Source organism: Alloalcanivorax sp., assembly GCF_964221125.1.
Lineage (GTDB): Bacteria > Pseudomonadota > Gammaproteobacteria > Pseudomonadales > Alcanivoracaceae > Alloalcanivorax > Alloalcanivorax venustensis.
This window is the reverse complement of sequence record NZ_CAXPXK010000126.1, coordinates 30,475-57,258: the sequence shown is the minus strand read 5'-3', so window position 1 is coordinate 57,258 and position 26,784 is coordinate 30,475. Positions and strand designations below refer to the sequence as shown.

22 protein-coding genes are annotated in these 26,784 nt (G+C 66.8%); 8 read left to right on the top strand and 14 right to left on the bottom strand.

Translation table 11 applies throughout. From position 1 onward, the window contains the following. Window positions 1–26 precede the first annotated feature (26 nt). From ACEQZD_RS14850 to rsxA, 9 genes are all read right to left on the bottom strand, one after another. Window positions 27–1,031 carry an IS110 family transposase gene (locus ACEQZD_RS14850; RefSeq protein ID WP_370186349.1) on the bottom strand — a complete coding sequence of 335 codons (1,005 nt, stop codon included), beginning with the start codon at window positions 1,029–1,031 and terminating at the stop codon, window positions 27–29. A gap of 269 nt (window positions 1,032–1,300) precedes the next feature. Further along, entirely contained in the window at window positions 1,301–1,939 is a 639-nt protein-coding gene (gene nth / locus ACEQZD_RS14845; protein WP_370186347.1) for an endonuclease III, read from the bottom strand. Window positions 1,940–2,038: 99 nt separating this feature from the next. After that, window positions 2,039–2,566 carry a glycine zipper 2TM domain-containing protein gene (locus ACEQZD_RS14840; RefSeq protein ID WP_370186345.1) on the bottom strand — a complete coding sequence of 176 codons (528 nt, stop codon included), beginning with the start codon at window positions 2,564–2,566 and terminating at the stop codon, window positions 2,039–2,041. Window positions 2,567–2,753: 187 nt separating this feature from the next. After that, window positions 2,754–3,467, bottom strand: a complete 714-nt coding sequence (locus ACEQZD_RS14835; protein ID WP_194856970.1) for an electron transport complex subunit E — start codon at window positions 3,465–3,467, stop codon at window positions 2,754–2,756. After that, on the bottom strand, window positions 3,460–4,119 hold the full coding sequence (gene rsxG, locus ACEQZD_RS14830; RefSeq protein ID WP_370186343.1) for an electron transport complex subunit RsxG: 660 nt from the start codon (window positions 4,117–4,119) through the stop codon (window positions 3,460–3,462). Before rsxG ends, ACEQZD_RS14835 begins: the two co-directional genes overlap by 8 nt. Then, entirely contained in the window at window positions 4,116–5,135 is a 1,020-nt protein-coding gene (gene rsxD / locus ACEQZD_RS14825) for an electron transport complex subunit RsxD (RefSeq protein WP_194856968.1), read from the bottom strand. The genes rsxG and rsxD overlap by 4 nt, the downstream gene beginning before the upstream one ends. Continuing rightward, a complete protein-coding gene (rsxC, locus tag ACEQZD_RS14820) occupies window positions 5,132–7,624 on the bottom strand; it encodes an electron transport complex subunit RsxC (protein ID WP_335629802.1) in 2,493 nt (830 codons plus the stop codon). The genes rsxD and rsxC overlap by 4 nt, the downstream gene beginning before the upstream one ends. Then, window positions 7,621–8,205 (bottom strand): electron transport complex subunit RsxB, encoded by a 585-nt coding sequence (gene rsxB / locus ACEQZD_RS14815; protein WP_370186340.1) that lies wholly within the window; start codon window positions 8,203–8,205, stop codon window positions 7,621–7,623. The genes rsxC and rsxB overlap by 4 nt, the downstream gene beginning before the upstream one ends. Then, entirely contained in the window at window positions 8,202–8,786 is a 585-nt protein-coding gene (gene rsxA / locus ACEQZD_RS14810) for an electron transport complex subunit RsxA (RefSeq protein WP_142949109.1), read from the bottom strand. Before rsxA ends, rsxB begins: the two co-directional genes overlap by 4 nt. A 230-nt stretch (window positions 8,787–9,016) precedes the next feature. Here rsxA and ACEQZD_RS14805 point away from each other — a divergent pair, with 230 nt between their 5' ends. Continuing rightward, window positions 9,017–9,490 (top strand): Spy/CpxP family protein refolding chaperone, encoded by a 474-nt coding sequence (locus ACEQZD_RS14805; protein WP_370186338.1) that lies wholly within the window; start codon window positions 9,017–9,019, stop codon window positions 9,488–9,490. A 166-nt stretch (window positions 9,491–9,656) separates the two neighbouring features. Here ACEQZD_RS14805 and metG read toward each other — a convergent pair whose 3' ends face one another. Then, window positions 9,657–11,684 carry a methionine--tRNA ligase gene (gene metG, locus ACEQZD_RS14800; protein WP_370186336.1) on the bottom strand — a complete coding sequence of 676 codons (2,028 nt, stop codon included), beginning with the start codon at window positions 11,682–11,684 and terminating at the stop codon, window positions 9,657–9,659. A gap of 73 nt (window positions 11,685–11,757) precedes the next feature. Then, entirely contained in the window at window positions 11,758–14,547 is a 2,790-nt protein-coding gene (locus ACEQZD_RS14795) for a 7TM diverse intracellular signaling domain-containing protein (RefSeq protein WP_370186334.1), read from the bottom strand. 126 nt (window positions 14,548–14,673) lie between these two features. On the opposite strand from ACEQZD_RS14795, the gene ACEQZD_RS14790 reads away from it, so the two are divergent. The 4 genes from ACEQZD_RS14790 to ACEQZD_RS14775 all read left to right on the top strand — a co-directional run bounded on the left by ACEQZD_RS14790 (window position 14,674) and on the right by ACEQZD_RS14775 (window position 18,526). Next, complete coding sequence (locus ACEQZD_RS14790) at window positions 14,674–16,092, top strand: alkaline phosphatase D family protein (protein WP_335629798.1); 1,419 nt, start codon at window positions 14,674–14,676, stop codon at window positions 16,090–16,092. A gap of 272 nt (window positions 16,093–16,364) precedes the next feature. Then, a complete protein-coding gene (locus tag ACEQZD_RS14785; RefSeq protein ID WP_142949105.1) occupies window positions 16,365–16,676 on the top strand; it encodes a DUF2288 domain-containing protein in 312 nt (103 codons plus the stop codon). Window positions 16,677–16,760: 84 nt separating this feature from the next. Then, the gene (locus ACEQZD_RS14780) at window positions 16,761–17,807 is read left to right on the top strand and encodes a PA0069 family radical SAM protein (protein WP_142949104.1); all 1,047 of its coding nucleotides are present in this window, start codon (window positions 16,761–16,763) and stop codon (window positions 17,805–17,807) included. Window positions 17,808–17,884: 77 nt separating this feature from the next. Then, the gene (locus tag ACEQZD_RS14775) at window positions 17,885–18,526 is read left to right on the top strand and encodes an alpha/beta family hydrolase (protein WP_335629797.1); all 642 of its coding nucleotides are present in this window, start codon (window positions 17,885–17,887) and stop codon (window positions 18,524–18,526) included. On the opposite strand, the gene ACEQZD_RS14770 is transcribed toward ACEQZD_RS14775, so the two are convergent. Then, complete coding sequence (locus tag ACEQZD_RS14770; protein WP_142949102.1) at window positions 18,501–18,974, bottom strand: hotdog fold domain-containing protein; 474 nt, start codon at window positions 18,972–18,974, stop codon at window positions 18,501–18,503. The genes ACEQZD_RS14775 and ACEQZD_RS14770 overlap by 26 nt on opposite strands. A 127-nt stretch (window positions 18,975–19,101) precedes the next feature. On the opposite strand from ACEQZD_RS14770, the gene ACEQZD_RS14765 reads away from it, so the two are divergent. Both ACEQZD_RS14765 and ACEQZD_RS14760 read left to right on the top strand, forming a co-directional pair. Continuing rightward, window positions 19,102–21,984, top strand: coding sequence for a DUF748 domain-containing protein (locus ACEQZD_RS14765; protein WP_335629796.1), 2,883 nt, complete (start codon window positions 19,102–19,104; stop codon window positions 21,982–21,984). Further along, window positions 21,984–22,730, top strand: coding sequence for a hypothetical protein (locus ACEQZD_RS14760; protein ID WP_335629795.1), 747 nt, complete (start codon window positions 21,984–21,986; stop codon window positions 22,728–22,730). The genes ACEQZD_RS14765 and ACEQZD_RS14760 overlap by 1 nt, the downstream gene beginning before the upstream one ends. An 8-nt stretch (window positions 22,731–22,738) precedes the next feature. Here ACEQZD_RS14760 and ACEQZD_RS14755 read toward each other — a convergent pair whose 3' ends face one another. Beyond that, window positions 22,739–24,655 carry a transglycosylase SLT domain-containing protein gene (locus tag ACEQZD_RS14755; RefSeq protein ID WP_370186331.1) on the bottom strand — a complete coding sequence of 639 codons (1,917 nt, stop codon included), beginning with the start codon at window positions 24,653–24,655 and terminating at the stop codon, window positions 22,739–22,741. Window positions 24,656–24,813: 158 nt separating this feature from the next. Here ACEQZD_RS14755 and ACEQZD_RS14750 point away from each other — a divergent pair, with 158 nt between their 5' ends. After that, window positions 24,814–25,779, top strand: a complete 966-nt coding sequence (locus tag ACEQZD_RS14750; protein WP_335629793.1) for a methyltransferase — start codon at window positions 24,814–24,816, stop codon at window positions 25,777–25,779. Here ACEQZD_RS14750 and ACEQZD_RS14745 read toward each other — a convergent pair. Then, window positions 25,776–26,756 (bottom strand): NAD-dependent epimerase/dehydratase family protein, encoded by a 981-nt coding sequence (locus tag ACEQZD_RS14745; protein ID WP_142949097.1) that lies wholly within the window; start codon window positions 26,754–26,756, stop codon window positions 25,776–25,778. The two genes, ACEQZD_RS14750 and ACEQZD_RS14745, sit on opposite strands and share 4 nt — an antisense overlap. Window positions 26,757–26,784: the final 28 nt, after the last annotated feature.

Below are 26,784 nucleotides of genomic sequence, written 5' to 3'. Positions count from 1 at the left end.
CGAGCCTACAGATACCGTCTTGCCCATCAACTGGTTCGGGCCACTCTCATCTCGGAGATGGTGTGGGCCGGCATCCCATAACACGACGGGTCGAAACACCGACCGCTTTTCAGTACTCCGTACATGATGTGGAGCAGCTTGCGCATGCAGGCCACGACGATCTGTTTGGGCCGCTTGCCGTTCGAGCGTAGTCGTTGCGCGAAGCGCCGGAAGACTGGGTTGTGCTGCTTGGCCACCATCGCCGGGAAATACAACGCCTTACGCAGTCGGGCATCACCCAGGCGCACCATCCCTGAACTAGCCGCTTGCCGCTGGCCGGAGCTGCGCTCCCCTGGTGATAAACCGGCGTACGCCGCCCATTGCTTGGCCGAGCCGAGCAGCGATAACACACTGAGTCGGCTGAGGATCTGATGGACCGTGGTCTCACCTACACCGGGAATACTGGCCAGCAAATCGCGCTTGTCCCGAAGGCCCGGGTGGCGCTCGATGTGGTCGCGAATCCGCTCTTCCAGCTCTCGAATCGCGCGCTCCAACCCTTCGATATGACCTTCGATCTCGTCCGCCACCGCCTCATGGGCCTCCTGAAGGCGCGCTCGTTCCTGGTCACGCATTCCCTTGAGGGCATCCAGGCGCCGGATCAGGGCAAACAGTTCCCGTTCCTCACGGGGACGTGGCTGCCAAAACCCCGGCTTCATTGCCTCGCAGAAGCGGGCAATCAACCGGGCATCTTGCCGGTCTGTCTTGGTTCGCGTCAGGAGCCCCTTGGCGAAGGCGTGAATCTGCGCCGGGTTGACGACACTTACCCGGTGCCCCTCATCGTGGAGGAAGGTCGCCAGTGCTTCCCAATAAGAGCCCGTGGCTTCCATGCAGGCGTGGACGTGGTCTGCATCGTAGCGAGCCAGCCACTCCAACAGAGCACGATGGCCTGAAGATGTGTTGGGAAAGGCCTTGGTCTTGAACTTCTCGCCCATGGACAAGGCCGCATCAAATTTACGCTTGCTGATGTCGATGCCGAGAATCCAAGTCGTCATTGTCGCGATCACCCTTGTTCATGCAGGCTCTGGCCGCAGAGGCCGGCCTTCGATACCGTTCGATCTGTCGAGCAAAGATGGGACATGGCGACTGATCTGTAGGGCAGGCTCAAGGCCTAGGGATTTACACAGTCTGACCATGCCCCTGCTCAGGCGTCCCTGAGCGCACCACTCATCAGTGGAGTTCGTCAAGATACAAGGGATGTACTCGTGGCGTGTCCTGGACGGGCCCACCCGATCCCGGCGCGGGCTCTCTGGAGAGGTCGTACTCAGTCTGGCCGCTTGGTAACGGGGAACTCGCAGAGGTCGGCGATCAGGCACTCGCCGCATTTGGGTTTGCGCGCCACGCAGGTGTAGCGCCCGTGCAGAATCAGCCAGTGGTGGCAGTCCCGCTTGAACTCTTCCGGCACGGTCCGCATCAGCCGCTGCTCCACCTCCACCACGTTTTTTCCCGGCGCGATGCGCGTCCTGTTCGAGACCCGGAAGATGTGCGTGTCCACGGCGATGGTGGGCTCGCCGAAGGCGGTGTTCAGCACCACGTTGGCGGTTTTGCGCCCGACACCGGGCAGTGCTTCCAGGGCGGCTCTGGAGCGCGGCACTTCGCCGTCGTGCTGTTCGATCAGCTGGTCGCAGAGTTTGATGATGTTGGCGGCCTTGGAGTTAAACAGGCCGATGGTCTTGATGTAGGTTTTGAGGCCGTCCACGCCCAGGGCGCGGATGGCGTGGGGCGTGTTGGCCACCGGGAAGAGTTTTGCGGTGGCTTTGTTGACGCCCACGTCGGTGGCCTGGGCGGACAGCACCACGGCCACCAGCAGCTCGAACGGCGTGGTGAAATAGAGCTCGGTGGTGGGGTGCGGTCGCTGTTCGCGCAACCGCCGGAAGATTTCGGTGCGTTTTTCGCGATTCATGGCGTCGGTTCGCTGGCGAAAAACGGACAGTATAACGAAGGGGGAACCGGGCGGCGACGCCACCCGGTGGGTGCTGGCGTGGTGCGCTTCCGGGGCGCCTTAGTCGGTCACCACCCGGCCGTTTTCCACCGGCAGGCGGGCGCCGGGTTCGTTTTCCATGCGCACGGTCTGGGTCTGGCCGTCGAAGCGGTAGGTGACGTTGTAGCCGACCTGTTCGCTGCGGGTTTCCATAATGGTCTGGCAGCGCTCTTCGGTGGTGGTGTAGGTGTTGCCTTCCTGGATGCGTTCCTGCGCCTTGTTGCCCGCGTAACCGCCGGCCACGGCGCCCGCGGCGGTGGCCACGTCCTTGCCGCTGCCGCCACCGAACTGGTGGCCGATAACACCGCCCACCACCGCGCCGATGGCGCTGCCGGCGATCTGGTGTTTGTCCTTGACCGGTTTCTGCCGCTGCACGGTGACTTGCTCGCAACGCTGGTTGGGTTCCTGCCAGGTTTTGGTGGCGGGCTCCACTTTGACCACTTCGGCGTAAGGGCCTTCGTCGTTGAGCGCCTGATAGCCGCCGTAACCGACACCGGCGACGGCCACGGTGCCTACCACGGCGAGTGCCACGGTTGCTGCTGTTTTCATAATGGCCTCCTTTCTGATTCTTGGCATGCGCCGATCACTGGCGCGCGCTTTAACGTAGTGGGCGCTATTTTTACCCGGGAAGCCCGGTGAAAGTTGTATAACGCTGTTAAAAGCGCCGTGCTTTTGAACCAGATCACTGGGGCTACGACATTAGAACGGCAACCGTGTTGGCCCGATCACCCGCTTTTCAGCTCACCTTGCCGGTGGTGCGTACCCGCCGGCTGGCGGTGGGCTGGTCCGCTTGCCGGGCCTTGCGGGCGGCTTTGAGGCGCCGGTCGATAACGTTCTTGCCGGCGATGATCAGCCCCAGGCCGATAAAGGCGCCCGGTGGCAGCACCGCGAACAGGAAGCCGGGGTAGTCCGGGAACACTTCCAGGCGCCAGCCGGAGGCGACGGGGCCCAGCAATAACTGCATGTTATCGAACAGCGTGCCCTGGCCGATCAGCTCGCGCATGCCGCCGAGAATCACCAGGATCACCAGGAAGCCGGCGCCCATCATGAAGCCGTCCAGCAGCGAGGGCAGCACCGGGTTCTTGCTGGCGAAGGCGTCGGCGCGGCCCAGCACGGTGCAGTTGGTGACGATCAGGGGAATGAAAATACCCAGGATTTCGTACAGCTCGAAGGTGAAGGCGCGCATCAGCATTTCGATCACCGTCACCAGAGCGGCGATGATCATCACGAAGGCGGGCAGCCGCACCGCGTCGGTGACATAGCCGCGGATCAGCGACACGGCGCCGTTGGAGCCCATCAGCACCACCAGCGTGGCCAGCCCCAGCCCCAGGGCGTTGACCACCGTACCGGTGACCGCCAGCAGCGGGCACAGGCCGAGTATCTGCACGGTGGCCGGGTTGTTGTTCCAGAGCCCGTCGAGGGTGATTTTCCGGTAGTCGGTCTCAGCCACGGCAGGCCTCCCTCATGCTGTCTGGCGCGTCGTCGGTGGCCGGTGCCTGGAACACCTGCTCTTTGTGATCACGGAAATAAAGCAGGGCGCGGTGCACGGCGCCGACCACGGCGCGCGGGGTGATGGTGGCGCCGGTGAAGCTGTCGAAGCTGCCGCCGTCTTTCTTCACCGCCCAGCCGGCGTCGTCCGGGTTGGTCAGGGAGCGGCCGTTGAAGGTGGTGATCCAGTCGGATTTGCGCCGTTCTATTTTGTCGCCCAGGCCCGGGGTTTCGTTGTGCGGCGGCACCGCCCGCACGCCCAGCACGCGGCCGCCGGTGTCCACGCCCACGATCAGATCAATGGCGCCGCCATAGCCGTCCGGGGCGGTGGCTTCGAGCACCACGCCGGACGGCGCGCTGTCGCGGCGGGCCCGGTAGATATGCTGCGCGCCGTTGCCGAGCAGCGGGTCACGCACTTCAATGCGGTCCGTGATCAGCACATTGTCGTGACGGTCGTCGGGCATCACCTGGGCCAGAGACGCGATCAGGGCGTTCTGGCGGTTGCACTCCACCCGCGGCAGGGTGGCCTGGTTGGTCAGCGCCAGGGCGGCGGCGGTGCCGATGGCGAACAGCCCCAGGATCACGGCGTTGCGGGTTATCGCCTGGCGGATCATGGGTTGGCCCCCTTGTTCGCCTTGCGGTGCCCGTAGGCGCGCGGCTGGGTGTAGTAATCAATAAACGGCGCCGACAGATTGAGCAGCAGCACCGCGAACGCCACCGCGTCCGGGTAGCCGCCGAAGGTGCGGATCACCCAGATCAGCAGGCCGATCAGCAGCGCGTAGATAAACCGGCCCAGGCGGCTGGTGGCGGCGCTCACCGGGTCGGTGGCGATGAAGAACGCGCCCAGCATGGCGCCGCCGGAAAACAGATGGAACAGCGGGCCGGCAAAGCGCGCCGCGTCCACCTGGTGGGCGATCAGCGCCGGCAGCGCCAGGCCGGCCAGGAACGCCACCGGGATCTGCCAGGTGATGATACGGCGCGCCAGCAGGTAGAGGCCGCCGAGCAGGAATGCCAGATTGACGGCCTCCCAGCCGGGGCCCGCCAGCTGCCCGGCGAGAATGTCGCGGCCGGCCAGGGCCTCGGCGTCGCCGGCCCAGGTGCGGAAAGTATCCAGCGGCGTGGCGCCGGTGAAGGCGTCCGCCGGCGCCTGGCCGAGGAACAGGGCAAGGCTGTCCGCCGGGGCGGGCGCCTCGCCGGGCGCGATCCACTGGGTCATCGCCACCGGGAAAGAGATCAGCAACAGCACATAGCCGATCATCGCCGGGTTGAACGGGTTCATGCCCAGGCCGCCATAGAGCTGCTTGGCCACCACGATGGCGAAGCCGACACCGATCAGGGTCAGCCACCAGGGCGCGGTGGGCGGCAGCGCCAGGCCCAGCAGCACGGCGGTGACCACCGCGCTCCAGTCCTTAAGGTAAAACGCCACCGGCTTGCCCCGGGCGCGCAGGAACAGGGCCTCGCAGACCACCGCCACCAGCACCGCCCAGAGCACGTTGAGCAGGCTGCCCAGGCCGAACTGCCAGACCAGCGCCGCCAGGCCGGGCAGGGTGGCATAGACCACCTGGCGCATGACGGCGCCGGTGTCGGTGTGCCGGCTGGTGTGCGGGGAAGGGGCGTTGATCAGGCTCATTCTTCCACCAGCCCCTGTTCTTCCACGGCGGTTTTCAGCGCCAGGCGGGTCAGTTGCGCGTGTTCTTGCAAAGCGTCCAGTTCCGAATTCAGGGTTTCCAGGGTGTCCGCGTCGGAGGTGTCGCGGCGCCGTTCCAGCTCGTCGGCCTTGTCGCGCAGGGCGCTTTCCGCCCGGGCCGCGTCCAGCTTCAGGGTTTTCAGGTCCTTGCCGGTGTGGGCGAGGATATCCGCCTTGGCCTGCTCCACCAGCGCGTCCAGGGCGTCGCGGCAGTGGTCCGCCTTGGCTTTCAGTTTCTCCACCTTGGCGTGCATGGCGGCGAGGGCCTCGTCGCTTTCCTGGCCGGCGCGCTCGGCCCGTTCCACCGCGGCGTGGGCTTCCTTGTACTGTTTGTGCGCCATGTTGTAGGCGGTTTTCAGAGCTTTCAGGCGCTTCTGGCGCTTGGCGGCGGCCTGGTCATCGCCGGCGGCCTTGGGCGCGGCCCCGGCGGCGGCCGGTTTCTCCGCCGCGGTGTCCTTGTCCTGCGTCGACGGCGCCGGCGCGGCGGGGGCCGCCGCCGGCCCCTGGGCCGCCTTGGCGTCGCGCAACTCGGCCTTCAGGCGGTCCGCCTCCGCTTTCAGAGTGTCGGCCCGGGCGCGTAATTCAGCGGCGTCGTCCGCTTCCTCGGCTTCGGCGGTCTTGGCGGCTTTCACCGCCGCCTTGTATGCGCTGGAGGCCTCGCCCACTGCTTTCTTCAGGTCCGCCAGGGCGGTGGATTCGGCGGGCGCCGCCGTCGGCGCCGGGGCCGCGGCCTTGGCGTCGCGCAGGGCCGCCTTGGCCCGGTCCGCTTCCGCCTTGAGGCTGTCGGCCCGGGCGCGCAGCTCGGCGGCGTTGTCCGCTTCCTGGGCTTCGGCGGTCTTGGCCGCTTTGACCGCCGCTTTGTAGGCGCTGGAAGCCTGGCCCACTTCCTTCTTCAGCGCCGCCAGCTTCTCGTCGCCGGCGCCGCTGTCGGTCGCCGCTTCCTGCTTCTTGCGGTTGGCCTCCAGACGGGCGCGGCGGCGGGCTTCCTTCTCCGCCTGTTCCCGCTCCAGCCGGGCCTGGCGCGCCTCGAAACGCTCCCGGGCGCGGTCCGCCTTGATCTGCTCGGCGGCCTGGGTGCGGATTTCCCCCTTGGCGTAGCGGTAGTACTGCACCAGCGGAATATGGCTGGGGCACACATAGGCGCAGGCACCGCACTCGATGCAGTCCATCAGGTTGTGGTGCTGGGCGCGCTCGAAGTCGTCGGTCTTGGCGTACCAGTAGAGCTGTTGCGGAAGCAGGTTGGCCGGGCACACCTCGGCGCAGGCGCCGCAGCGGATGCACGCCTGCTCCGGCGGCGGTTCCGGCAGTTCCTCGGCGCTGGCGGCGATCACGCAGTTGCTGGTCTTGACCACCGGCACGGAGGGATCGTGCAGCGTAAAGCCCATCATCGGGCCGCCCATGACCAGACGGCCGAGCCGCTCCTTGTCCACGCCGGCGTGGTGCAGCAGGTCGGCCACCGGGGTGCCCAGCCACACTTCGTAGTTGCCGGGGCGCGCCACGGCGTCGCCGGTTACGGTGGTGATGCGCGACAGCAGCGGTTCGCCGTCGTGCACTGCCCGTTTTACCGCCCAGGCGGTGCCCACGTTCTGGCACACCACGCCGCACTGGGCGGGGATGCTGCCGCTGGGCACCTCCTTGCCGGTGAGCAGCTGGATCAGCTGTTTTTCGCCGCCGGAAGGGTATTTGGTGGGCACCACGCGGACTTCCACGTCGCTGTCGGCGCAGGCGGCGCGCAGGGCGGCGATGGCTTCGGGCTTGTTGTCCTCGATGCCGATCAGGGTGTCGTGGGGGTTGAGCAGGTACTGCAGAATCTGAATGCCGAGCACGATTTCGTCCGCCCGTTCGCGCATCAGGCGGTCGTCGGCGGTGATGTAGGGCTCGCACTCCACCGCGTTGATGATCAGCTGCTCGACGCGCTGATGGTCGCCCAGGTTCACCTTGACGCTGGTGGGGAAGCCGGCGCCGCCCAAGCCGGCGACCCCGGCGTCGCGCAGCAGGGCGATCAGCTTGCCCGGGCCCAGCCGGGTGTGGTCGGCCACCGGCCGGCGCTCCGCCCAGCGGTCCTCGCCGTCCGGCTCCAGCACGATACAGAGCGCGTCCATGCCGGAGGGGTGCTGAATCGGGCGCGGCCCCAGGGCCACCACGGTGCCGGAGGTGGGCGCGTGCAGGGCGGCGCTGACGGCGCCGGCGGGCTCGGCCAGCATCTGCCCCTTCAACACCCGGTCGCCCACCGCCACGATGGGCCGGGCCGGGGCGCCCAGGTGCATGTTCAGCGGCAGCACCAGCTGCGCCGGCCTCGGCCCCGGCGCGATCGGCGTCCGGTTGGACACGGTTTTGTGTTCGGCGGGGTGCACGCCGCCGGGGAAGTCATACACCGGCGCGCGGCGCGCACCGGGCAGCAGACGCTGGAACAGGGACAGGTTCGCTCTCACAGGTTCACCACCTCAATGCGCTGTTCCGGACGGCGGCCGATGCCGGCGGGCCGGTCCCAGGTCCAGGTGGCCAGGGTCACCGGGCGCTCGATCATGTCGATGCAGTCCACCGGACAGGGGTCCACGCACAGGTCGCAGCCGGTGCACTCGTCGGCGATCACCGTGTGCATCTGCTTGGCGGCGCCGACGATGGCGTCCACCGGGCAGGCCTGAATGCACTTGGTGCAGCCGATGCATTCGTCCTCGCGGATGTAGGCCACGCGCTCCACGCTGGCGTCCTCGGCGCCCTCGTTGTCCAGCGGCAGCACCTCGCGGCCGAGCAGGTCGGCGAGCGCTTCCACGGTGGTTTCGCCGCCGGGCGGGCAGCGGTTGTGCTCTTCGCCCTCGGCGATGGCCTCGGCGTAGGGGCGGCAGCCGGGGTGGCCGCACTGGCCGCACAGGGTTTGCGGCAGCAGGGCGTCGATCTGCTCGACGATGGGGTCGCCTTCCACTTTGAATTTCTCGGAGGCGTAGCCGAGCACGGCGCCGAACAGCGCCGCCAGCCCGAGCAGGGCGGCGATGGCGATCAGTACCGTGGTCATAACTTGATCAACCCGGAAAAGCCCATGAACGCCAGGGACATCAGCCCGGCGGTGATCAGACCGATGCTGGGGCCGCGAAAGGCCTCGGGCACATCGGCTACGGCGATCCGTTCACGCATGGCGGCGAACAGAATCAGTACCAGCGAGAAGCCCAGGGCGGCGCCCAGGCCGTAGGTCAGGGAACTCATAAAGGTGGCGTCGCTCTGACGCACATTGAGCAGCGCCACGCCCAGCACCGCGCAGTTGGAGGTGATCAGCGGCAGGAACACGCCCAGCACCCGGTACAGCAGCGGGCTGGCTTTCTTGACGAACATCTCGGTGAACTGCACCGCCACCGCGATCACCAGAATGAAGCTGATGGTGCGCAGGTATTCCAGCTCGAACGGCACCAGGATATAGGCCCAGGTGAGGTAGGCGAGCACCGATGACAGGGTCAGCACGAAGGTGGTGGCCAGCGACATGCCCATGGCGGTCTCCACCTTATTGGAGACGCCCATGAACGGGCACAGGCCGAGGAACTGCACCAGGACGAAGTTGTTCACCAGCACCGCGCTGATCAGGATGAGGAGGTATTCAGTCATCAATTAGGGTCGGTTCGAGCTTGGGAACGGCGAGTTTAGCAAAATTTTCCGTTTCCGAGGTGTCCCGCTGGACCCCGCGTCATGACTCGGCTGCACAGCCGTGACCCGGAAGTCAGGGGAAACCGTTCTTGGTTGCCCGGGGAACCGGGGGTGACGTTCCGTTGCCTGATCCGGTAGCGTGACCCGTTCACGAATTTGCAAACAGTCCATAAAACGTCTGGGAGATCTCTATGATGACCTTAAAGCAAGTGAGCCTGGCGGCCCTGTTGGCCCTCGGTCTCGGTGCCACCGCAACCGCTCAGCAAGCGGCCCCCGGCCAGCAGCAGGGCGACCAGGTGGACCAGCTGGATCAAATGGTTGATCTGAGCGACGACCAAAAGCAGGAACTGCGTGAACTGATCAAGGATTCCGAAGGCAAGATCACGGAAATGCGCACCGAAGCGCAGCAGTTGCAGCAGGCCCTGAGCGACCAGATCGGTCCGGACTACGACGAAGGCGAAATCCGCGACAACGCGGAAGAGCTGGGCGAGCTGACCGGCGATGTGACCGCCGAAAGCGTTCTCCTGCAGGCCCGCATCCAGGACACGCTCACCGAAGAGCAGCGTGCCACCCTGGAAAAACGCGCTCAGCAGCAGCGTGAGCAGATGCGTCAGATGCAGGAACAGATGCGTCAGCAGCAGGGCGGTCAGCAGGGCGGTCGGTAAACCCCCTGTCCGAACGGCGCCCCGCGCGGGCGCCACGGAACCAAAAAAACCGCGGCCAACCGGCCGCGGTTTTTTTATGCCAGCGCCTCTGGGATCCTGCCGGCCGGCAAAGCCGGCCTTTCGCTTGCAAGGCAAGCGCCCACAATTTTATGGCCCCAGCGAGGCCTCAGCGCACTTCCATCCCGGGCTGAGCGCCATCGTCCGGGCTGAGCAGGAAGATATCGTCGCCACCGGGGCCGGCGGCCAGCACCATGCCTTCGGAGACGCCGAACTTCATCTTGCGCGGCGCCAGGTTGGCCACCAGCACCACCATGCGGCCTTCCAGGTCTTCCGGGCGGTATTTGCTTTTGATGCCGGCGAACACGTTGCGCTCGCCCAGTTCGCCCACGTCCAGGGTCAGCTGCAGCAGTTTGTCGGCACCTTCCACCGGCGCCGCCTTGGCGATGCGGGCGGCGCGCAACTTGACCTTGAGGAAGTCGTCGATGGTGATGGTGTCGTCTTCCTCCTCGGGCGTGTCCTGGGCCGCCGCTTCCCCGGCGGAGGCCGCCGGGTTGGTGTCGCGGGAATCGGCCAGCATCGCTTCGATGTGCGCCATGTCCACCCGTGACAGCAGCGGCTTGAACTTGTTGATCGGGTGGTCGAGCAACAGGGTGCCGGCGTCCGCCCAGGTCAGCGGCGGAATATCCAGGAAGGCCTCGGCGCGTTCCGCCAGGCCCGGCAGCACCGGCTTCAGGTACAGCACCAGCAGCCGGAATACGTTCAGGGCGGTGGTGCAGATCGCCAGCACCTCCTGTTCCTTGCCGTCTTCCTTGGCCAGGCTCCAGGGCGCCTTGTCGGCGATGTAGCCGTTGGCGTGGTCGGCCAGGCTCATGATCTCGCGCATCGCCTTGCTGAATTCACGCTGTTCGTAGAAGGCGGCGATACGGCTCGCCGCCTCCTGGGCTTCGCGGGCCAGCAGCGGGTTATCCAGGTCGTCGCCGAGCCGGCCGCCGAATTTCTTGACGAAGTTGCCGGTGCGGCTGGCGATGTTGACCACCTTGCCGACCAGGTCGGTGTTCACGCGCTGGGCGAAGTCTTCCAGGTTGAGGTCGAAATCATCCACCCGGCTGTTCAGCTTGGCGGCGAAGTAGTAGCGCAGATACTCCGGATCCAGATGATCCAGGTAGGTGCGCGCCATGATGAAGGTGCCCCGGGATTTGGACATCTTGGCGCCGTTCACGGTGACGAAGCCGTGGCTGAAGATGGCGGTGGGCTTGCGCAGGCCGGCGCCGTCGAGCATGGCCGGCCAGAACAGACCGTGGAAATTGATGATGTCCTTGCCGATGAAGTGATACAGCTCGGCGTCGGAATCCGCTTTCCAGTAGTCGTCGAAATTGATGCCCTCGCGCTCGCACAGATTCTGGAAGCTGGCCATGTAGCCCACCGGCGCGTCCATCCACACGTAGAAATACTTACCCGGATAGCCGGGAATTTCGAAGCCGAAGTAGGGCGCTTCCCGGGAGATGTCCCAGGGCTGCAGGTCTTCCATCCACTCCTGCAGCTTGTTGGCCACGCCTTCCTGCAGCGAGCCGGAACGGGTCCATTCACGCAGCAGCGGCTCGAACTTAGGCAGGTCGAAGAACAGCTGGGTGGTTTCTTTCTCCACCGGCGTGGCGCCGCTCACCGCGGAATACGGGTCGATCAGCTCCGACGGCGAATAGGTGGCGCCGCAGGCCTCGCAGTTGTCGCCGTACTGGTCGGCGGTCTTGCACTTGGGGCAGGTGCCGCGCACGAACCGGTCGGCCAGGAACATGCCTTTTTCCGGGTCGTAGAGCTGGGTGATGGTTTTTTCCAGGATGTAGCCGGCGTCCTTGTTGCGCTGGAAAATCATCTCCGAGAGCGCTTTGTTCTCCGGGCTGTGGGTGCTGTAGTAATTGTCGAAGCGGATCTGGAAAGCGGCGAAGTCGCGCTCGTGCTCGGCTTTCACCTGCTCGATCTGCTGCTCCGGCGTGATGCCTTTCTCTTCCGCCTTGAGCATGATGGCGGTGCCGTGGGCGTCATCGGCGCAAACGTACAGGCACTGCTCGCCGCGCAGCTTCTGAAAGCGCACCCAGATGTCGGTCTGGATGTATTCCAGAAGGTGGCCCAGATGGATCGGACCGTTGGCGTAGGGCAGGGCGCTGGTGACCAGTATCTTGCGGGGTGCTTCGCTCATGGAGAACTTCAACGTCGGCAGAAAAACGAACCGACATGATACTGGCCCGCGCCGGCCATTTCATCCGTCGCGATCAGTCGCCGCCGGCGGACAGCGCCCGGTTGCGCTGCAGCGCCTCCAACACCTGGGAGCGGGACACCGGCTTGCTGAGGTAATCGTCGACGCCGGCGTCGCGGGCTTTTTGCACGTAATCGCCGGCGGCGTGGGCGGACAGGGCGATGATCCAGCAGGGGTCCACGTCCCGGCTCTGCTCGAACAGACGGATCTCGCGGGTGGACTGGTAGCCGTCCATCACCGGCATTTCGCAATCCATGAAGATCACGTCCCAGTTGCCGGGGCGCTCGCTGACCCGGCGCAGGGCCTGGGCGCCGTCGTTGAGCAGCGTGGCGTGGATGCCGATGGAGCGCAGGATGCTGTCGATCACCAGCTGGTTGACGGCGTTGTCTTCCACCACCATCACGTTCAGACGGCGCAGGCCGGGATGCTCCGAGGCGCCGCTGGGGGCGCTGTCGGCGGGCTCGGCCTGGTCCAGGCGCTCCTGCAGCTGGGTGGAAAGCGTGTGCTTGAGCGCCCGCGAGGACACCGGCGTCTCCACCAGCAGCATGTCGCCGGGCAGCTCGCCGGTGATTTCCGCGCCGGTGGCCTGGAGAATCAGCAGGGGCGGGTCACCCAGCCGGTTGCGTATATGGATCAGTTCGCCGCGCCGGGCCAGGTTGGCCTCCGACGCCAGCAGAATGTCCGCCCGGAGGGTGTCCGCGCTGAGGCCCGCCAGGGCCTGCTCGCAGTCGGCGAACTCGATCACGCCGAGCCCCCAGCGGGCCATCAGCTGAGACAGGCTCAACGACAGCGAGGCGTTCTCGTTGATCATCATCACCTGGTGGCCGGCGAGCGGGTTTTTCTCGCGGCTGGGGGCGCCGACCCGGGTCGGCAGGGTGATCCAGAAGGTGGCGCCGCGCCCCAGTGAGCTGGACACGCCGATCTCCCCACCCAGCAACTCGGTGAGCCGTTTGCAGATGGTCAGGCCCAGCCCGGCCCCCTGCGACTTGTGGCGGCTGCCGGGGGCGCCCTGGCTGAACACCTGGAACAGGTTCTGCTGCTGGGCCTCGTCCAGGCCGATGCCGGTGTCGACCACTTCCAGCATCATCACGCATTGACCCTGGTCGTCGGGGGGCTGGCGCACGCTCAGGTGCAAGGCCACCTGGCCCTGGTCGGTGAACTTGTAGGCGTTGCTGAGCAGGTTGGTGAGCACCTGTTTCACGCGGATCGGATCGGTATGGATGCGCTGGGGCACGCGGGAATCGATGAAGGTGTAAAGCGGCACCCGGGTCTCCGACGCCCGCAGCGAGAACAGCCGCACGCAGTCGTCCACCAGGTGCTCCACGTCCACTTCCTGATACTCCAGCTCCAGCTTGCCGGATTCGATCCGCGAGTAATCCAGGATGTCGTTGATCACCGTCACCAGCGACTGGGTGGACTGGTAGATGGTGTCCACGTATTGCGCCTGCTGGCCGCTGAGCGTGGTGCGCCGCAGCAGGTCGGTCATGCCGATGATGCCGTTCATCGGCGTGCGGATTTCGTGGCTCATGGTGGCCAGGAACTCGCTTTTCGCCTGGTTGCGCGCGCCGGCCTTGAAGGCGTCCATCTCGGCAACCGCCTTGTCGCGCACTGACAGCGCATGGGCCTCCTTGAGGCGGTTGATGCGCCGTGCCAGGGCCAGTGACAGCAGCACCACCTCCAGGAACACGCCCACCTGCAGCAGGTTTTCGGTGAAGCCGTTGCGCGGCACGATGCCGTACTTGTTCAGCGACATGGCGGCGGCGCCGACCAAAAAGCACAGCCAGGCCAGGGTGAATACCCGCGCGTCGGGGTCGCCGGCCTTGGTGCGCAGCAGTCCGATCAGCAGAATGCTGAAATCCATCGCCAGGATCGCCAGCACCGCCACCGGAATCAGCAGCTCCCGGCTTACGAACGGCGCCGCCAGCAGCAGGGCCACGCCCAGGCCCACCAGGCCTCTGAGCAGCCGCGCCAGCGGGGGGGAGCGTTCCGGCAGGCCGAGAAAGTGCAAGGTGAACAGGGACGGCAGAATCACCAGCAGCGGCAGCAGGTAATGCAGAATGTACTGGCTGATCAGCGCCGAGCCGGGCCACAGATACTTCTGCGCATAGCCGTGCAGGACCGCCATGAACAGGGTGATCGCCAGCGACCAGCACACGTACAGCAGATAGGCCTTTTCCCGGATCGAGAAAAACAGCGACAGGTTGTAGAGAATCATCACCAGCATGCCGCCGAAGAACAAACCCTGAACCAGCGTGTGGGCCAGCGTGGCGGACTGGAACGCGGGGTTGCTCATCAACTCCAGAGGCAGTTGAATGCTGTGTGGGGACACCACCTTCAGATACAGCTCCCGCTGCTCGCCGGGGGGCAGGTTCAGTGGGAAAGAAGGCGTCGCTTCGGCGCTGGCCCGCTCGTTGAAGGCGCTGTCCATGCCGGCGCTGAAGTGCGCCAGGCGCTCGCCGTCGGAGGTCAGGACATAGGTGTCCAACTGCCCCAGCAGGGCGTAGTTCACCACCAGGCGCCATTCGTTCTCGGCGTTGTCCTGGTTGCGCACGGTCAAATGGAACCAGCAGTGATCGGCGGTGAACCCCAGGTTGGCCATCTCGTTGCCGGTGGCCCGCCAGGGCCAGGCCTCGGGGTTGCCGAACAGCTGCTCCGGCGCCGGTGATTCGGCCGCCGGGCTACAAAAATAACGAACCGCCGGATACGGTTTCAGGGTTTCGGTTTGTGAGGTCAACACCGCGGCATCGTCGCCGCGGGCCGGGCCGGCGGCGGCGCCGAGCAGCAGGACCAGAGCGGCGAACCGCAAGGTGTGAGATACCGCATCTTGCAACAAAATAACCGCCACCCCGCTAAGTAATCTTTCTGGATGCTAGCAGTGCTTAAGAGGTGGCTCAATCAGTGACGTATCCGCGCTCTTTCGGGGGAACACTAAATGCAGAGCAGGGTAGAGCCGTTTGTCGTCGGTCCGATCGTGGGCACCGCCGGTCAAACCAGCATTCGTATTCTCGGCGTGATGCCCGCCGGAACCTTGAAGGCCGGCCAGAAGGCGCCGCACGGTCGCATACGCTGGCGGCTGGAAGGCGAGACGCGCTGGCGCGGGCCGAGGCATTTCCGCATCAACGGTAACTTCGACAGCAGCGGCGTGGTGGTGCTGAAGGACCTGGAGCCGGGGCGGCGCTATCAGTTCCAGGCCGGCGCGGTGGCGGCGGCGGACAGCGAGGACAAGGCACTGGACTGGGGCCACGTCAACACCGGCCACTTCCGCACCGCGCCGGCCTCGCCCCGGGCGCCGGTGAGCTTCCTGTTCGGCTCCTGCTGTTACCGCTTCGTGGGGCTCAACCACGAGGTGGAGGACGGTCGGGCCGACCGCATCTTCTCCCGCATGGCGGACAACGCCGCCGCCAGCCCCACGGATTTCGTCCTCTACGGCGGCGACCAGGTGTACGCCGATTCCACCTGGAAAGTGGCGGCGGCTTCCTCCCAGCGGGAGTATTTCGACCTCTACCGCCAGAGTTTCGGCCAGCCCAACATCCGCCGGCTGATGGCCAACTATAACCACCACATGATCCTCGACGACCACGAAATCGAGAACAACTGGCCGGCGCGCGCCAATCCGGATCTGTGGACCAGCAAATACCCGGCCGCCATGAAGGCCTACCAGATCTACCAGGCCTCGCACTCCCCGGCGGTGCCGCTGAACGCGGAAGGCACCCGCCTGGAGCGCGACCCGGACGCGCTCTGGTACCGCTTTCGCTGGGGTTGCGCGGACTTCTTCCTGATGGATCTGCGCACCGAGCGCGTGCTCAGCCGCTGGCCCTGGCAACGCAAAATCATGTCCCGGGCCCAGGAGGACGCGGTGGTGGCCTGGCTCGAGGACGAGCCGGACCGGGTCAAATGCCTGGTGTCCTCGGTGCCGCTGTTTCCCGAGCAGCGCTGGCCGTTCCGCGGGCAGGACAGCTGGGAAGGCTTCGCCGCCCAGCGCCAGCGGCTGGTGGACGCCATCCACGACAGCGGCTGTCGGCGATTACTGATGCTCAGCGGCGACGTGCACGCCTCCCTGTACGCCCGCCTGGACCGGCGCGGACGGAACCCGATACACGGCTGGATCTGCTCCGGCCTGTTCTGGCCCACCGCGTTGATGGCGTTCCGCTGGTACCGGCCGATGATCCGTGACCACCACACCCTGCGCGGCCTCTGGAAGCCGTCCCTGGGCCGGGTCACGGTGCCCGGCGAGGTCTACAGCCGGGACGCCTTCTCCCGCGTCAGCGTCGACGAAAACGGCGCCACCCTGGCGCTGTTCGACCGCGACGGCAACCCGGTCCCCGACATCGGTACCGAGATCAGGTGGTAATAACGTCGCCGACAATGAGCAAATCTCTTACACGGATTGACGGCGATGGATTATAGGTAAGAGCCGGCGGGGCTCTTATATTGGATCGGGCAAGGACGCGAAAGAACACGGACGTTCCTTTCGGTACAGACGCCCGTCCTCCCCAGGCGGGCGCTCTTTTTTCCCTCTCTTCAGTTCCGCTCCCACAAGCGCTCCCTTGCGTTACGAACGTCGTGGGCGATAATGGCGCCGCCCGGTCGCCAGCCGCGCCGGGGCCACCAACAGGAGACGTCATGGCCGACCCCACCGACAGCGACATTCTCAGAGCCAAACTCAACCAGGAAACCGCCAAGGCGGACTGGAAAGAGCTGCAGCCGTTCTTTGCCCGCGGCCAGACCGTGGCCGTGGCCGGCGACCTGGATCTGATCGAAGTGGCCGTGGCGTTCGCCGAAGACCGGACCGAGCAGCTCAAGCCGTGGCGTGACCAGGGCCGCGTGGGCGGCGTCACCGACGACCAGGCACGGGCCTGGTTCGAGTCCGACCAGGCGCTGTGGACCGTGGTCGTGATGCCCTGGGTGCTGGTGCAGCCGGTGCGGCCCCACTGATTCACCCGGTTTACTAATCAGCTGTTGCGGTTCCCCGGTGGGCTGCCCATAATACTGTCCATATGATCAGTATTTGGAGGCAGCATGGCCACCAGCGCATCCAACCGCGGCACCCTCAGCCGGCACCCCGGCCGCTTTCAGGTCACCACCGTGGTCAGCGACGAGGCGGACACCGCCCGGCCCACCCGCTACCACCGGGAGCAGGCCAGGTCGATCATTACCCACAACCAGAGCCCGGACCTGCACTTCGACAGCAGCATCAACCCCTACCGGGGCTGTGAGCACGGCTGTATCTACTGTTTCGCCCGCCCCAACCACGCCTATGTGGACCTCTCTCCGGGGCAGGACTTCGAGGCCGAGATTTTCTGTAAGGACAACGCCGCCGAGGTACTGCGCGACACCCTGCGCAAACCGGGCTATCGCTGCCGGCCGCTGGTGATCGGCACCGCCACCGATCCCTACCAGCCGGTGGAGCGCGAGCGGCTTATAACCCGGGAGATTCTGCAGGTGCTGGCGGAATGCCGGCACCCCTTCAGCCTGATCACCAAAAGCGCGCTGGTGCTGCGCGATCTGGACCTGATCGCGCCGATGGCCGTCGAGGGCCGGGCCTCGGTGGCGGTGTCGGTGACCACCCTGGACAACCGCCTCAAGAACCAGCTGGAGCCGCGTGCCAGCGGCGGCCGTGAGCGCCTGAAAACGGTGCGCGAGCTGGCCCGCGCCGGGGTGCCGGTGACCGTGCTGGTGGCGCCGTTGATTCCGTTTATCAACGATCAGGAATTGGAGGATATCGTCGAGCAGGTGGCGGCGGCCGGCGCCCGCAGTGCCGGCTATGTGGCCCTGCGCCTGCCCCATGAAGTGGGGCCGCTGTGGGAGGAATGGCTGCAGCGGCATTATCCGGAGCGGGCCGAACGGGTGATGTCGGCGCTGAAGGAAATGCACGGCGGCGCCAGCTACGACAGCCGCTGGCACCACCGGCAGCGCGGCCAGGGGCCGATGGCGGAACTGCTGGCGCGCCGTTTCCAGGTGGCCTGCCAGCGCCACGGCCTGGCGCCCCGGGAAAGTTTCACCCTGGACAGCAGCGCGTTCCGGCCGCCCGGCCTGGCCGGCCAGATGCACCTCTGGGAGGCCTGATAGCGCCCGCGTTTACAGGGGAGTCGGGATCGGCCACATTGTGGCTCCGGTTTAACCGCACAAAGGAATCAACGCCGATGCCGGAACTTCTCTGGAACCGCGCGCCCGCCACGCCCGTCGCCACCCTGGTGCTGGCCCACGGTGCCGGCGCGCCCATGGACAGCCCGTTCATGGCGACCATGGCGGGGCTGCTGGCGGAGCGCGGCATCGAGGTGGCGCGCTTTGAGTTCGCCTACATGGCCCGGCGCCGCGAAGAAGGCATCAAGGCGCCGCCGGATCGTGCCCCCCGGCTGATGGCGTGTTTCCAGGCGGTGCTGGACGAGGTGCGCCGGACGGCGCCGGGCCCGGTCTGGGTGGGCGGCAAGTCCATGGGCGGACGCATGGCGACCATGCTGGCGGCGGACCCGGACACCGCCCCGGACGGATGCGTGGTGTTCGGCTACCCCTTCCATCCCCCCGGCAAACCGGAAAAGACGCGGCTGGATCATTTTCCGGCGCTGGCGGCGCCGGTGCTGATTTGCCAGGGGGAGCGGGATCCGTTCGGAAAGCCCCCGGAAGTGGCCGGCTACAGCCTGCCGTCCCGGGTAACCTTGCACTGGGTACCCGACGGCGATCACGATCTCACGCCGCGCAAACGCAGCGGCATCGACCCGCGGGCGAACCTGGCCGGCGCCGCCGACCGGGCCGCTGATTTTATTCGCGGGCGGGTTTCTCGGTGACCCACAGGTGGATGGTGCCTTCCACCACCACGGTGCCGTCGTCGCGGTACGCGGTCACCGTCACCGGCAACTCGGGGCCGTTTTCCCAGGCACCCGGCGCGACCTCGGCAATGGCGGTGATGTCCGAGGTGGCCTTGGCGGTATAGCGCACGTCCATGCCCTTGGGAATCCAGCGCAGGTGCTTGGGAATCGACGCTTCCGCCAGCGCCCCCATGGCGGCTTCCATGGCGTTGCATATGGCGATCACATGCACGGTGCCGATATGGTTCTCCACCGCCCTGCGCTTCTTGAAGGTGACCTTGCAGTAATCCGGACGCAGCTCCGCGATCAGCGGTTTGATGGTGCCGAAATAGGGCGCCTTGCGGCTGAACATGATCGAGAAAAGCCGGCGGCCGCGGGGCAGTTTCGCCGCTTTCTGGTACATCTTGAGTAGATAGTTGTCGCTCATGGCGGCCTCCTTGGAAAAGGCTGAGTGTGAACCTTGCCGCCGCCGGCGCAATGGCCGCCGGGGCGACCTGTTCACGGCGTTAATGCTAGACTTTGCGCTTGCGCAACCGGGCAGAGGGAACGACGACATGGACACACCGATACAATGGTGGCGCTCGCGGGGATGGGGCGCCCGGATTCTGGCGATTCTGGCCCTGTTGTATGTGTTGTACGCGCTGACGGTGTTTTTGATTCTGCCCGGCTGGGCGCGTGGGGAGATCGAGCAGCGGTTGTCCGGTCCGCTGGGGCGGGACGTGACCGTGGAAGAAGTGCGGCTCAACCCGCTGACGCTGTCGGCCACCGCGGAACGGTTCCGGATCGCGGATCCGGACACCGACTTCCTGGCCCGGTTTGACCGCCTGTACGTGAATACCTCCTTCTGGGCGTCGCTGTTCCACTGGCGCCCCTGGGTCAGCGATGTGGACCTGGCCGGCCTGGAGGTCCGCCTGCGCCGGGGCGAGAACGGCGCCCTCAACCTGGACGACATCGTCACCCGCCTGCGCGAAAGCGGCGAGGCGGACACCGCCGACGAGCCCCCGCCGGAAGACGAAGCCTCCGGTCCGCCCGCGTTCACCATCAGCCATCTGCGCCTGTCCGAAGGCCGCGTGACGCTGAACGACGTGTCCGGCAGCGAGCCCAGTTCCCTGACTCTGCCGGTGGCGTTCAGCATCGAGGACCTGACCACCCGGGGCGTCGGTGAAGAAGACAACCTTTACCAGATGCACGTTGAAGGCCCCGACGGCGGCACCCTGGATTGGCGCGGCCGCTTTGTGTTCGAGCCGCTGACCGTGGAAGGCCGCCTGCAAATGGACAAGGTGGACGTGGCCGCCTTCACCCGTTTGCTGGAGCCGCATTTTCCGTTCCAGGTGCCGTCCGGCATGCTCGGGCTGGCGGCGGATTACCGCTACGGCACCGGGGACGGCGAAGGCCTGACCGTGGACAACGGCCGTTTCCAGCTGGACCGGCTGCGCATTCTTCGCGACGGTAACGAGGCGCCCAGCTTCGAGGTGCCCACCCTCAAGGTGGACGGCGTCAGCCTGGATCTCACCAAGCGCCGTGTCAGCGTGCCGGAAGTGACCTTGACCGAGCCGGCGATGCGGGCGGTGCTGACCGGCGAAGGGCTGGACCTGGCCACGTTGTTTTTGCCGTCCGATCCGGACCGGGCCCGGGAGACCCGTGAAAAGGTGCGCGAGGAAGCGGACCAATCCGCCGAGCGGATCCGCGAAGGCGAGGCCTGGGCCGTCACCCTGGACCGGTTCAAGGTGGAGAACGGCAGCGTGGTGTTCCGCGACCAGACCCTGCCCGAGCCGGTTGAAGTAACGCTCAGTGAAGGGGCCCTCAACCTCACCGATTTCCGCGTCGAGGACAGCGTCCGCTGGCAGTGGGAGGGGAGCGCCGTGCTGGCGGAAAGCGGCCGCCTGTCGCACTCCGGCACCGGGCAGCTTGCGCCGCTGAAGGTGTCCGCGGATCTCGACCTTGAGGAGTTGCCGCTGACCACGTTGTCACCCTGGCTCGCCAACGCCGTGCCGTTGACCATCGAGCAGGGCCGCGCCGGCGGCGAGCTGACGCTCACCGTGGCCGGCGATACGCCGGATATCACCGTCACCGGCCGTGCCAGCGTGGCGGACGCCGACATCCGCGAAAACGGCCGCGAGACCCTCAGCGTGGCGCGTTTGGCCGCCGACGGTTTGAGTGTCAAAACCGCCGACCGTCGCGTAACCGTGGACGGCCTGGCCGGCCGCGGCATTGATTTTCGCCATCTTCTCGACGAGCAGGGCCGCGGCTTGATGACGCGCCTGGCCGGCGACGATGACGGCGAGGACGGCGGTCCGGCCTGGCGGGTGATGCTCGGGCGCGTGTCGGTGGAAGAGTCCCGGCTGGCGCACCGGGACAACACCCTGACCCCGGATTTCGACGTCACGCTGGAGCAGTGGAGCGGCGTCATGGAAAACTTCGACACCGGCTCCGGCCGCGCCCGGCTGGAGACCTCGGGGCGCGTAAACGGCCAGGCTCGCCTGCGCGCCCAGGGCGATCTGGCGGTGAGCCCGCTGTACCTGGACCTCACCGGGCAGCTGGACGGCTACGGCATGGAAACCCTGACCCCGTTCACCACCCGTTATCTGGGCTTCGGGGTCGAGCGCGGTCGTCTGGACGTGGACACCGAAGTGTCGATCGAGGACGGCCAGCTGGACAGCACCACCAAGATCGCCGCCGACAAGTTCTACCTGGGCGAACGGGTGGACAGCGAACAGGCGCTGGACGCGCCGGTGAAGCTGGGCCTGTCGGTGCTGCGTGACAGCTCCGGCATGATCCGCCTGCCGGTGACCATCGCCGGTGATCTCAACGACCCGGGGTTCAGCGCCGGCGGCGTGGTGCTGCGGGTGATCCGCAATGTGCTGGTGAAAGCCGCCACCGCGCCGTTCTCCATGCTCGCCAGCCTCGCCGGCGGCGGCGACGACGACCTGCAATACCTGCCTTTCCGGGCCGGCGACGACCGGCCCACGGGTGAGACGCGCGATAAGGTGGCGCGCCTGGCGGACATTCTCAAGGACCGGAACAACCTGACGGTGATCCTCACCGGGCAGGCCAGTGACGACGATCGGCGCGCGCTCGGCGAAGCCGAGGTGATCGACGACCTGGGCGGTGACTGGCCGGGCCTGGACACCGCGCTCACCGGCGAAGACTGGCGCGAACGTATCCTCGACACCTATGAGGACCGCCTGGACCGCGACCGGGACACCCTGGAAGGCGACAGCGACGCCGATCGCGCCCGGGAAGCCTGGCGGCGGATGCTGGAACAGGCGGCCGCCGAGGTGGACGACGAGACCCTTCTGGAGCTGGCCGGGGAGCGGGCCCGGCAGGCCCGTGACCGGCTGATCGAAGAGCACGGCCTGCCCGAGGACCAGGTGCGGCTGGGCGATCCCCGCGCCGACGGCGACGTGACCGGGGTGGGCCTGGGCGTCGACTCCTGATGGCGGTGGTCTGGCAGCGTCAGGAAGACGGTGTGCTGTATCAGGTACACCGCCGCGGCGACCGCATGCGCCTGTTTGCCAACGGTGTGCAGCACTCCGAGTTCCACCCCAAGCGGCTGGTCACCGGCAGCGTCTGGGACCTGCTCTGGTTGCCGGCGCTGCTCAGTGAGCCGCAGCGCTTCCGGCGGGTGCTGATTCTGGGGCTGGGCGGCGGCACCCTGCTGCCGCCGATCCGCGAACTGCTGGCCCCGGACAAGCTGATCGCGGTGGAGCTGGACCCGCACCACCTGGCGGTGGCCCGCGAGGTGTTTTCGGTGGTGGGCGAGGGCGAGCAGACCGTGCTCGGCGACGCGGTGGCCTGGCTCAATGCCTACGACGGCGAGCCGTTCGATCTGATCATCGAAGATCTGTTCGCCCCGGATAACGAGGCGGTGAGCCGGGCGGTGCCCGCCGACCGGGCCTGGGTGCGGACCCTGGCCCGGCACGTCAGCGCACGCGGCACCCTGGTGATGAATTTCGGCGATTTCACCGAATACCGGCAAAGCCACGCCGCCGACCAGCACACCATGAAAGGCTGGAGCAGCCGCTTCCGGTTATCCTGCGGCGACTGCCACAACGCGGTGGTGGCCTTCACCCGCGACCCGGCGCGCAGCGTGCATCTGCGCCGCCGCCTGCAGCAGGACGCCCGGCTGGCGCCGCTGCTGCGCCGGGGGCGCCTGGATTACCACATTCGCCAGCTCGACTGAGCCGGCGCCTAATCCATCATCGCCAGGGAGTAGGGCGTGCCGCGCTCGTCGGGCCGCAGCAGCACCAGTTCTTCCCGGTTGCCGTGCAAGCCCTGGAACAGCACCCGGTAGGTGAGCACCGCCTGCACGTATTCCCGGGTTTCATAGAAGGGAATGGACTCGATCCAGACGTCCGCCGGCACCGCGTCCTCTTCCTCGGCGAGCCAGTCGTCCACCCGGTGCGGGCCGGCGTTATAAGCGGCCAGCGCCAGCACCCGGTTGCCGTTGAACCGCTCCAGCAACTCCGCCAGATAACGGGTGCCCAGGGCCACGTTGATGTCCGGGTCCATCACCTGGCGGGCGTCGGGCGGGGTCTGGCCGGCGTCGCGCGCCACTTTGCGGGCGGTGCCCGGCATCAGCTGCATCAGGCCCTGGGCGCCCACCGGGGAACGGGCGTGGGGGTAAAACGCGCTTTCGCGGCGCGCCACCGCCATGCTCAGCCAGGGGTCCAGATCGTGGCGACGGGCGGCGTTCACGAACAGGTCCCGGTGCGCGGCCGGGAAGCGCCAGGCCAGCACGTTCCAGGCACGGGCCTGAATCGACGCCTGCACCACCAGGTCGTACCAGCCTTGCTGCAAGGCGTGCTGCGCCAGCTTGCGGCGCTGCCCCTCGCTGCTGTGCCAGAGCATCCAGTTCCACTCGTCCCAGGCCAGTTGCGGCTCGTCGATCTCCCGCAGCAGCGCCACCCGCGCCAGGCCCGGTTGGGTCGGGGCACTGTCGCCGGTGGCCGGCGAGGCATTGCTGAACACCGGGGCCTGGCCGAGCCGTTCGGCGGCCAGGAAGCCATAGAAGTTACGCTGTCCGGCGGCGCGGCCCCAGTGGGCGCGGGCTGCCTCATCATCGCCGTTCTCCTCGGCGGCACGGCCCAGCCAGTACTGCCAGCGGCTGTCGTCGCGCGCCGCCGCCGGCAGGCGGGCCACCCAGTCAGGCAGCTCGTCCCAGCGCTGTTCGATCACGCTACGCCGGGCGCGCTGGTCCAGGGTGTCCGCGCTGCCGTTGTTGGCCAGCCAGCCGTCCAGCCATTGGCGGTTCTCTTCAATGCCGCGAATGGTGGAGTACCAGGCAATGCGCTCCGCGGCGCGCTCGCGCAGGGCCGGGTCCTTGAGACCCAGGTTGGCGCTTTCCTGTTCAAACAGCTCCCGGGCGCGCACCGTGTCGGTGTAGGCGAGACGGCGCAGGGCAGCGCTGAGCAGTTGTTCACGGCGTTCATCACCGATGCCCTCGGGCAGCTCGCGCAGCCGCTCCGGGTCCCGGTGCAGGCGGCCCAGCCACTCGCCGGCGGTGGCGTCGGCGCCGCTCTGCATGTCGGCCAGGTAGCTCATCAGGCCGGTGGCGCCCTGGTCGAAGGCGAGCAGCAGACGTTCCCAGATTTCCTGTTCGCCGATCACGCCCTGGTCCCGGGCGGCTTCGAACAGCGGGTCGCAACTGGACGGTCTTGAGCTGCCGGAAAGCCAGAGCTCGCGAACCTGGGGCAGCACGCCCTTGTCACCGTTTTCCCACTGGGCGCGCAGGTAATAGCAGCGCAGCTCGGTGCCCCGTGGCGCGCGGTCGTAGACCTTCAGCACGTCGCGCCAGCGCGATTCCTTGGCGTAGGCCACCAGGGCGTGCTGGCGTATATCGTCGGGCAGCGGCGAATCCGGGTAGCGCTTGCCGTATTCCACCACGCGCTGCGGTGAGAGATCGGGCAGGGCGGCGCGCAGCCGGTGGAATTCCAGGTAAGCCTGCAGCGGGTGATCGTCGGACAGGCGTTTCTGTGCCTGCGCCAGACCGTTCCAATCATCATTGCGGGCGGCGTGCAGCGCTTCTTCAAACACGCTGTCGCTGTTATCGGCGCAGGCCAGGGACGCCACTAGAATACCAATAGCCAGAACTGCGGAACGGACCATCCTTTGCCTCCACAACATCATCTGATTCGCGCATTCTAGCGGTAGGAAAGCACCCGGGGCGTGGTGTTTATGTAAAACTTCAAGCGCGCCGTGAAGGCCGGATTTATCCCCCGGGGCCGGGTTTGTTTATACTGCCCGATTTGCCGAGGCGCCAAGCGATGGAAAACAGCACACGGTTACTGTGGCGACAGGAAGAGAGCCTGGCCGGACGGCGGGTTCTGGTGGTCGACGCCAACGACCCGGAGCTGGCCGACTTGCCCGCCGAGCAGGTCTATCTGCACGCCGACGATTACACCGTCGGTGCCCACCAGTGGGCGCCTCTGCCCACGCTCCCCGAGGACACCGACCTGGTGATCCTGCCGCTGCCGAAATCGTCGGAGCGCCTGGAACTGTTGCTGCGCGGCCTTGCCGGCAGCGTCGAGGAACCGCTGGAGGTGTGGCTGGTGGGGCCGGCCAAGGGCGGCATCCGCGGCGGCGTGACGCGGCTGTCCCGGCACGCCGACGGGGTGACCCTGGTGGACAGCGCCCGTCACTGCAAAGTCTATCGCGGCGCCTTGCGGCCGGGGCCGGCACTCTCCCTGGAGCAGGTGGAAAGCGTGGTGCGCGTCGACGATCTGGACGTGATCAGCTATCCGGGGGTGTTCAGCCACGGCCGCCTGGACGAAGGCACCGCCCTGTTGCTGCAGGCGCTCGCCGAGGCGGCGCCCCGCGGCAAGGCGTTGGATATGGGTTGCGGCTGCGGCGTGATCACCGCCGCGCTGGCCCATGCCGGCTGCAACGTGACCGGCACCGATGTGAGCGCCACCGCGGTGGCCGCCGCCTGCAGCACCCTCAACCGCAACCACTTGCAGGGCAAGGTGGTGGGCGGGGACCTCTACGGCGGCGTGGAGGGGCGTTACCAGACCCTGGTGACCAACCCACCGTTCCACGACGGCCGTGACCGCACCATGTCGATCACCCGGCGCCTGATCGAACAGGCGCCGCGCCATCTCGAGGAACACGGTGAATTCTGGATGGTGGCGAACCGCGAGCTGCCCTATGTGCAGTGGCTCGACGCTGCCTTCCGGCACGTGCAGGTGGTGAGCGAAACCAACCGCTTTCGCGTCTACCGGGCGCTGCGCTAAAGGCGCCCGGTCTCGCGCATCCAGTCGATGCAGCGGCGCAGCATGGTTTCCAGCGGCACCGTGGCGTCGAACCCCAGCTCCTGCACCGCTTTGCTGCCATCCGCGTGAACCCGGCTGGTGACCAGCGCCACCTTCTCCGGGGTCAGGCGCGGTTCCTGCCGGGTGAACAGCCCGCCGACCGCGTAGACCTGCCCGGCCAGCCGCAGCAGCCAGACCGGCATCGGTTTGCGCGGCGTGGGCCGGTCGAGCAGCCGGCCGATGGTGTTGGCCAGCTCCAGAAAGCTGGCCTCGACGCCGGCAAGAATATAGTTCTCGCCGCGCACTCCTTTCTCCACCGCCGTCAGGTGCGCCCGCGCCACTTCCTCCACCGCGCAGAAGTTACCGCCGCCGGGCGGCACGCCGGGCAGCTTGCGCTGCTCGATCAGCGTGATCATCTGCGACCAGTTGTGGGTGTCACCGGCGCCGATAATGCCGCAGGGGTTGAGAATCACCGCGTCGAGACCGTGCTGCATACCGTGACGGATCTCTTCCTCGGCCAGATACTTGGTGCGGTTATAGCCGATCCAGTCGTCGGCGGCGTTGGACGGTGACGCCTCGTCGATGGCCTCGTCCTGGATGCCCCAGGCGGAAATCGAGGAGGTATGAATAAAGCGCCCGGCCTGGTTGCGCAGCGCGGCGGTGATCAACGCCCGGGTGCCCATCACATTGTCCTGGTACTGGCGCTGGTTCAGGTGCCGCCAAAGGCTGGTATTGCCCGCCACATGGAACACCGCGTCCACCGCCGGCGGCATCACCAGGGTGACTTCCGTGGCGTTGTCCATCGGCGCCTCCACCACTTTGACCCCCAGGGCGGACAGGGCCGCGCCGTCGCTGCCGGGGCGCAGCAGGGCGGTCACTTCCCAGCCGGCGTCGAGCAACTGTCGGGTGATATGGCCGCCCAGAAAACCCCGGGCACCGGTAATAAAAGCGCTGGGCATAGCGCGCACTCCTTGTTTCGGTGTGCTA

What these genes read in the sequence shown, in the direction of transcription:
- ACEQZD_RS14850 (WP_370186349.1), bottom strand. Translation starts at nt 1,031, where the DNA reads ATGACGACTTGGATTCTCGGCATCGACATCAGCAAGCGTAAATTTGAT.
- nth (WP_370186347.1), bottom strand. Translation starts at nt 1,939, where the DNA reads ATGAATCGCGAAAAACGCACCGAAATCTTCCGGCGGTTGCGCGAACAG.
- ACEQZD_RS14840 (WP_370186345.1), bottom strand. Translation starts at nt 2,566, where the DNA reads ATGAAAACAGCAGCAACCGTGGCACTCGCCGTGGTAGGCACCGTGGCC.
- rsxG (WP_370186343.1), bottom strand. Translation starts at nt 4,119, where the DNA reads ATGATCCGCCAGGCGATAACCCGCAACGCCGTGATCCTGGGGCTGTTC.
- rsxD (WP_194856968.1), bottom strand. Translation starts at nt 5,135, where the DNA reads ATGAGCCTGATCAACGCCCCTTCCCCGCACACCAGCCGGCACACCGAC.
- rsxB (WP_370186340.1), bottom strand. Translation starts at nt 8,205, where the DNA reads ATGACCACGGTACTGATCGCCATCGCCGCCCTGCTCGGGCTGGCGGCG.
- rsxA (WP_142949109.1), bottom strand. Translation starts at nt 8,786, where the DNA reads ATGACTGAATACCTCCTCATCCTGATCAGCGCGGTGCTGGTGAACAAC.
- ACEQZD_RS14805 (WP_370186338.1), top strand. Translation starts at nt 9,017, where the DNA reads ATGATGACCTTAAAGCAAGTGAGCCTGGCGGCCCTGTTGGCCCTCGGT.
- metG (WP_370186336.1), bottom strand. Translation starts at nt 11,684, where the DNA reads ATGAGCGAAGCACCCCGCAAGATACTGGTCACCAGCGCCCTGCCCTAC.
- ACEQZD_RS14790 (WP_335629798.1), top strand. Translation starts at nt 14,674, where the DNA reads ATGCAGAGCAGGGTAGAGCCGTTTGTCGTCGGTCCGATCGTGGGCACC.
- ACEQZD_RS14785 (WP_142949105.1), top strand. Translation starts at nt 16,365, where the DNA reads ATGGCCGACCCCACCGACAGCGACATTCTCAGAGCCAAACTCAACCAG.
- ACEQZD_RS14780 (WP_142949104.1), top strand. Translation starts at nt 16,761, where the DNA reads ATGGCCACCAGCGCATCCAACCGCGGCACCCTCAGCCGGCACCCCGGC.
- ACEQZD_RS14775 (WP_335629797.1), top strand. Translation starts at nt 17,885, where the DNA reads ATGCCGGAACTTCTCTGGAACCGCGCGCCCGCCACGCCCGTCGCCACC.
- ACEQZD_RS14770 (WP_142949102.1), bottom strand. Translation starts at nt 18,974, where the DNA reads ATGAGCGACAACTATCTACTCAAGATGTACCAGAAAGCGGCGAAACTG.
- ACEQZD_RS14765 (WP_335629796.1), top strand. Translation starts at nt 19,102, where the DNA reads ATGGACACACCGATACAATGGTGGCGCTCGCGGGGATGGGGCGCCCGG.
- ACEQZD_RS14760 (WP_335629795.1), top strand. Translation starts at nt 21,984, where the DNA reads ATGGCGGTGGTCTGGCAGCGTCAGGAAGACGGTGTGCTGTATCAGGTA.
- ACEQZD_RS14755 (WP_370186331.1), bottom strand. Translation starts at nt 24,655, where the DNA reads ATGGTCCGTTCCGCAGTTCTGGCTATTGGTATTCTAGTGGCGTCCCTG.
- ACEQZD_RS14750 (WP_335629793.1), top strand. Translation starts at nt 24,814, where the DNA reads ATGGAAAACAGCACACGGTTACTGTGGCGACAGGAAGAGAGCCTGGCC.
- ACEQZD_RS14745 (WP_142949097.1), bottom strand. Translation starts at nt 26,756, where the DNA reads ATGCCCAGCGCTTTTATTACCGGTGCCCGGGGTTTTCTGGGCGGCCAT.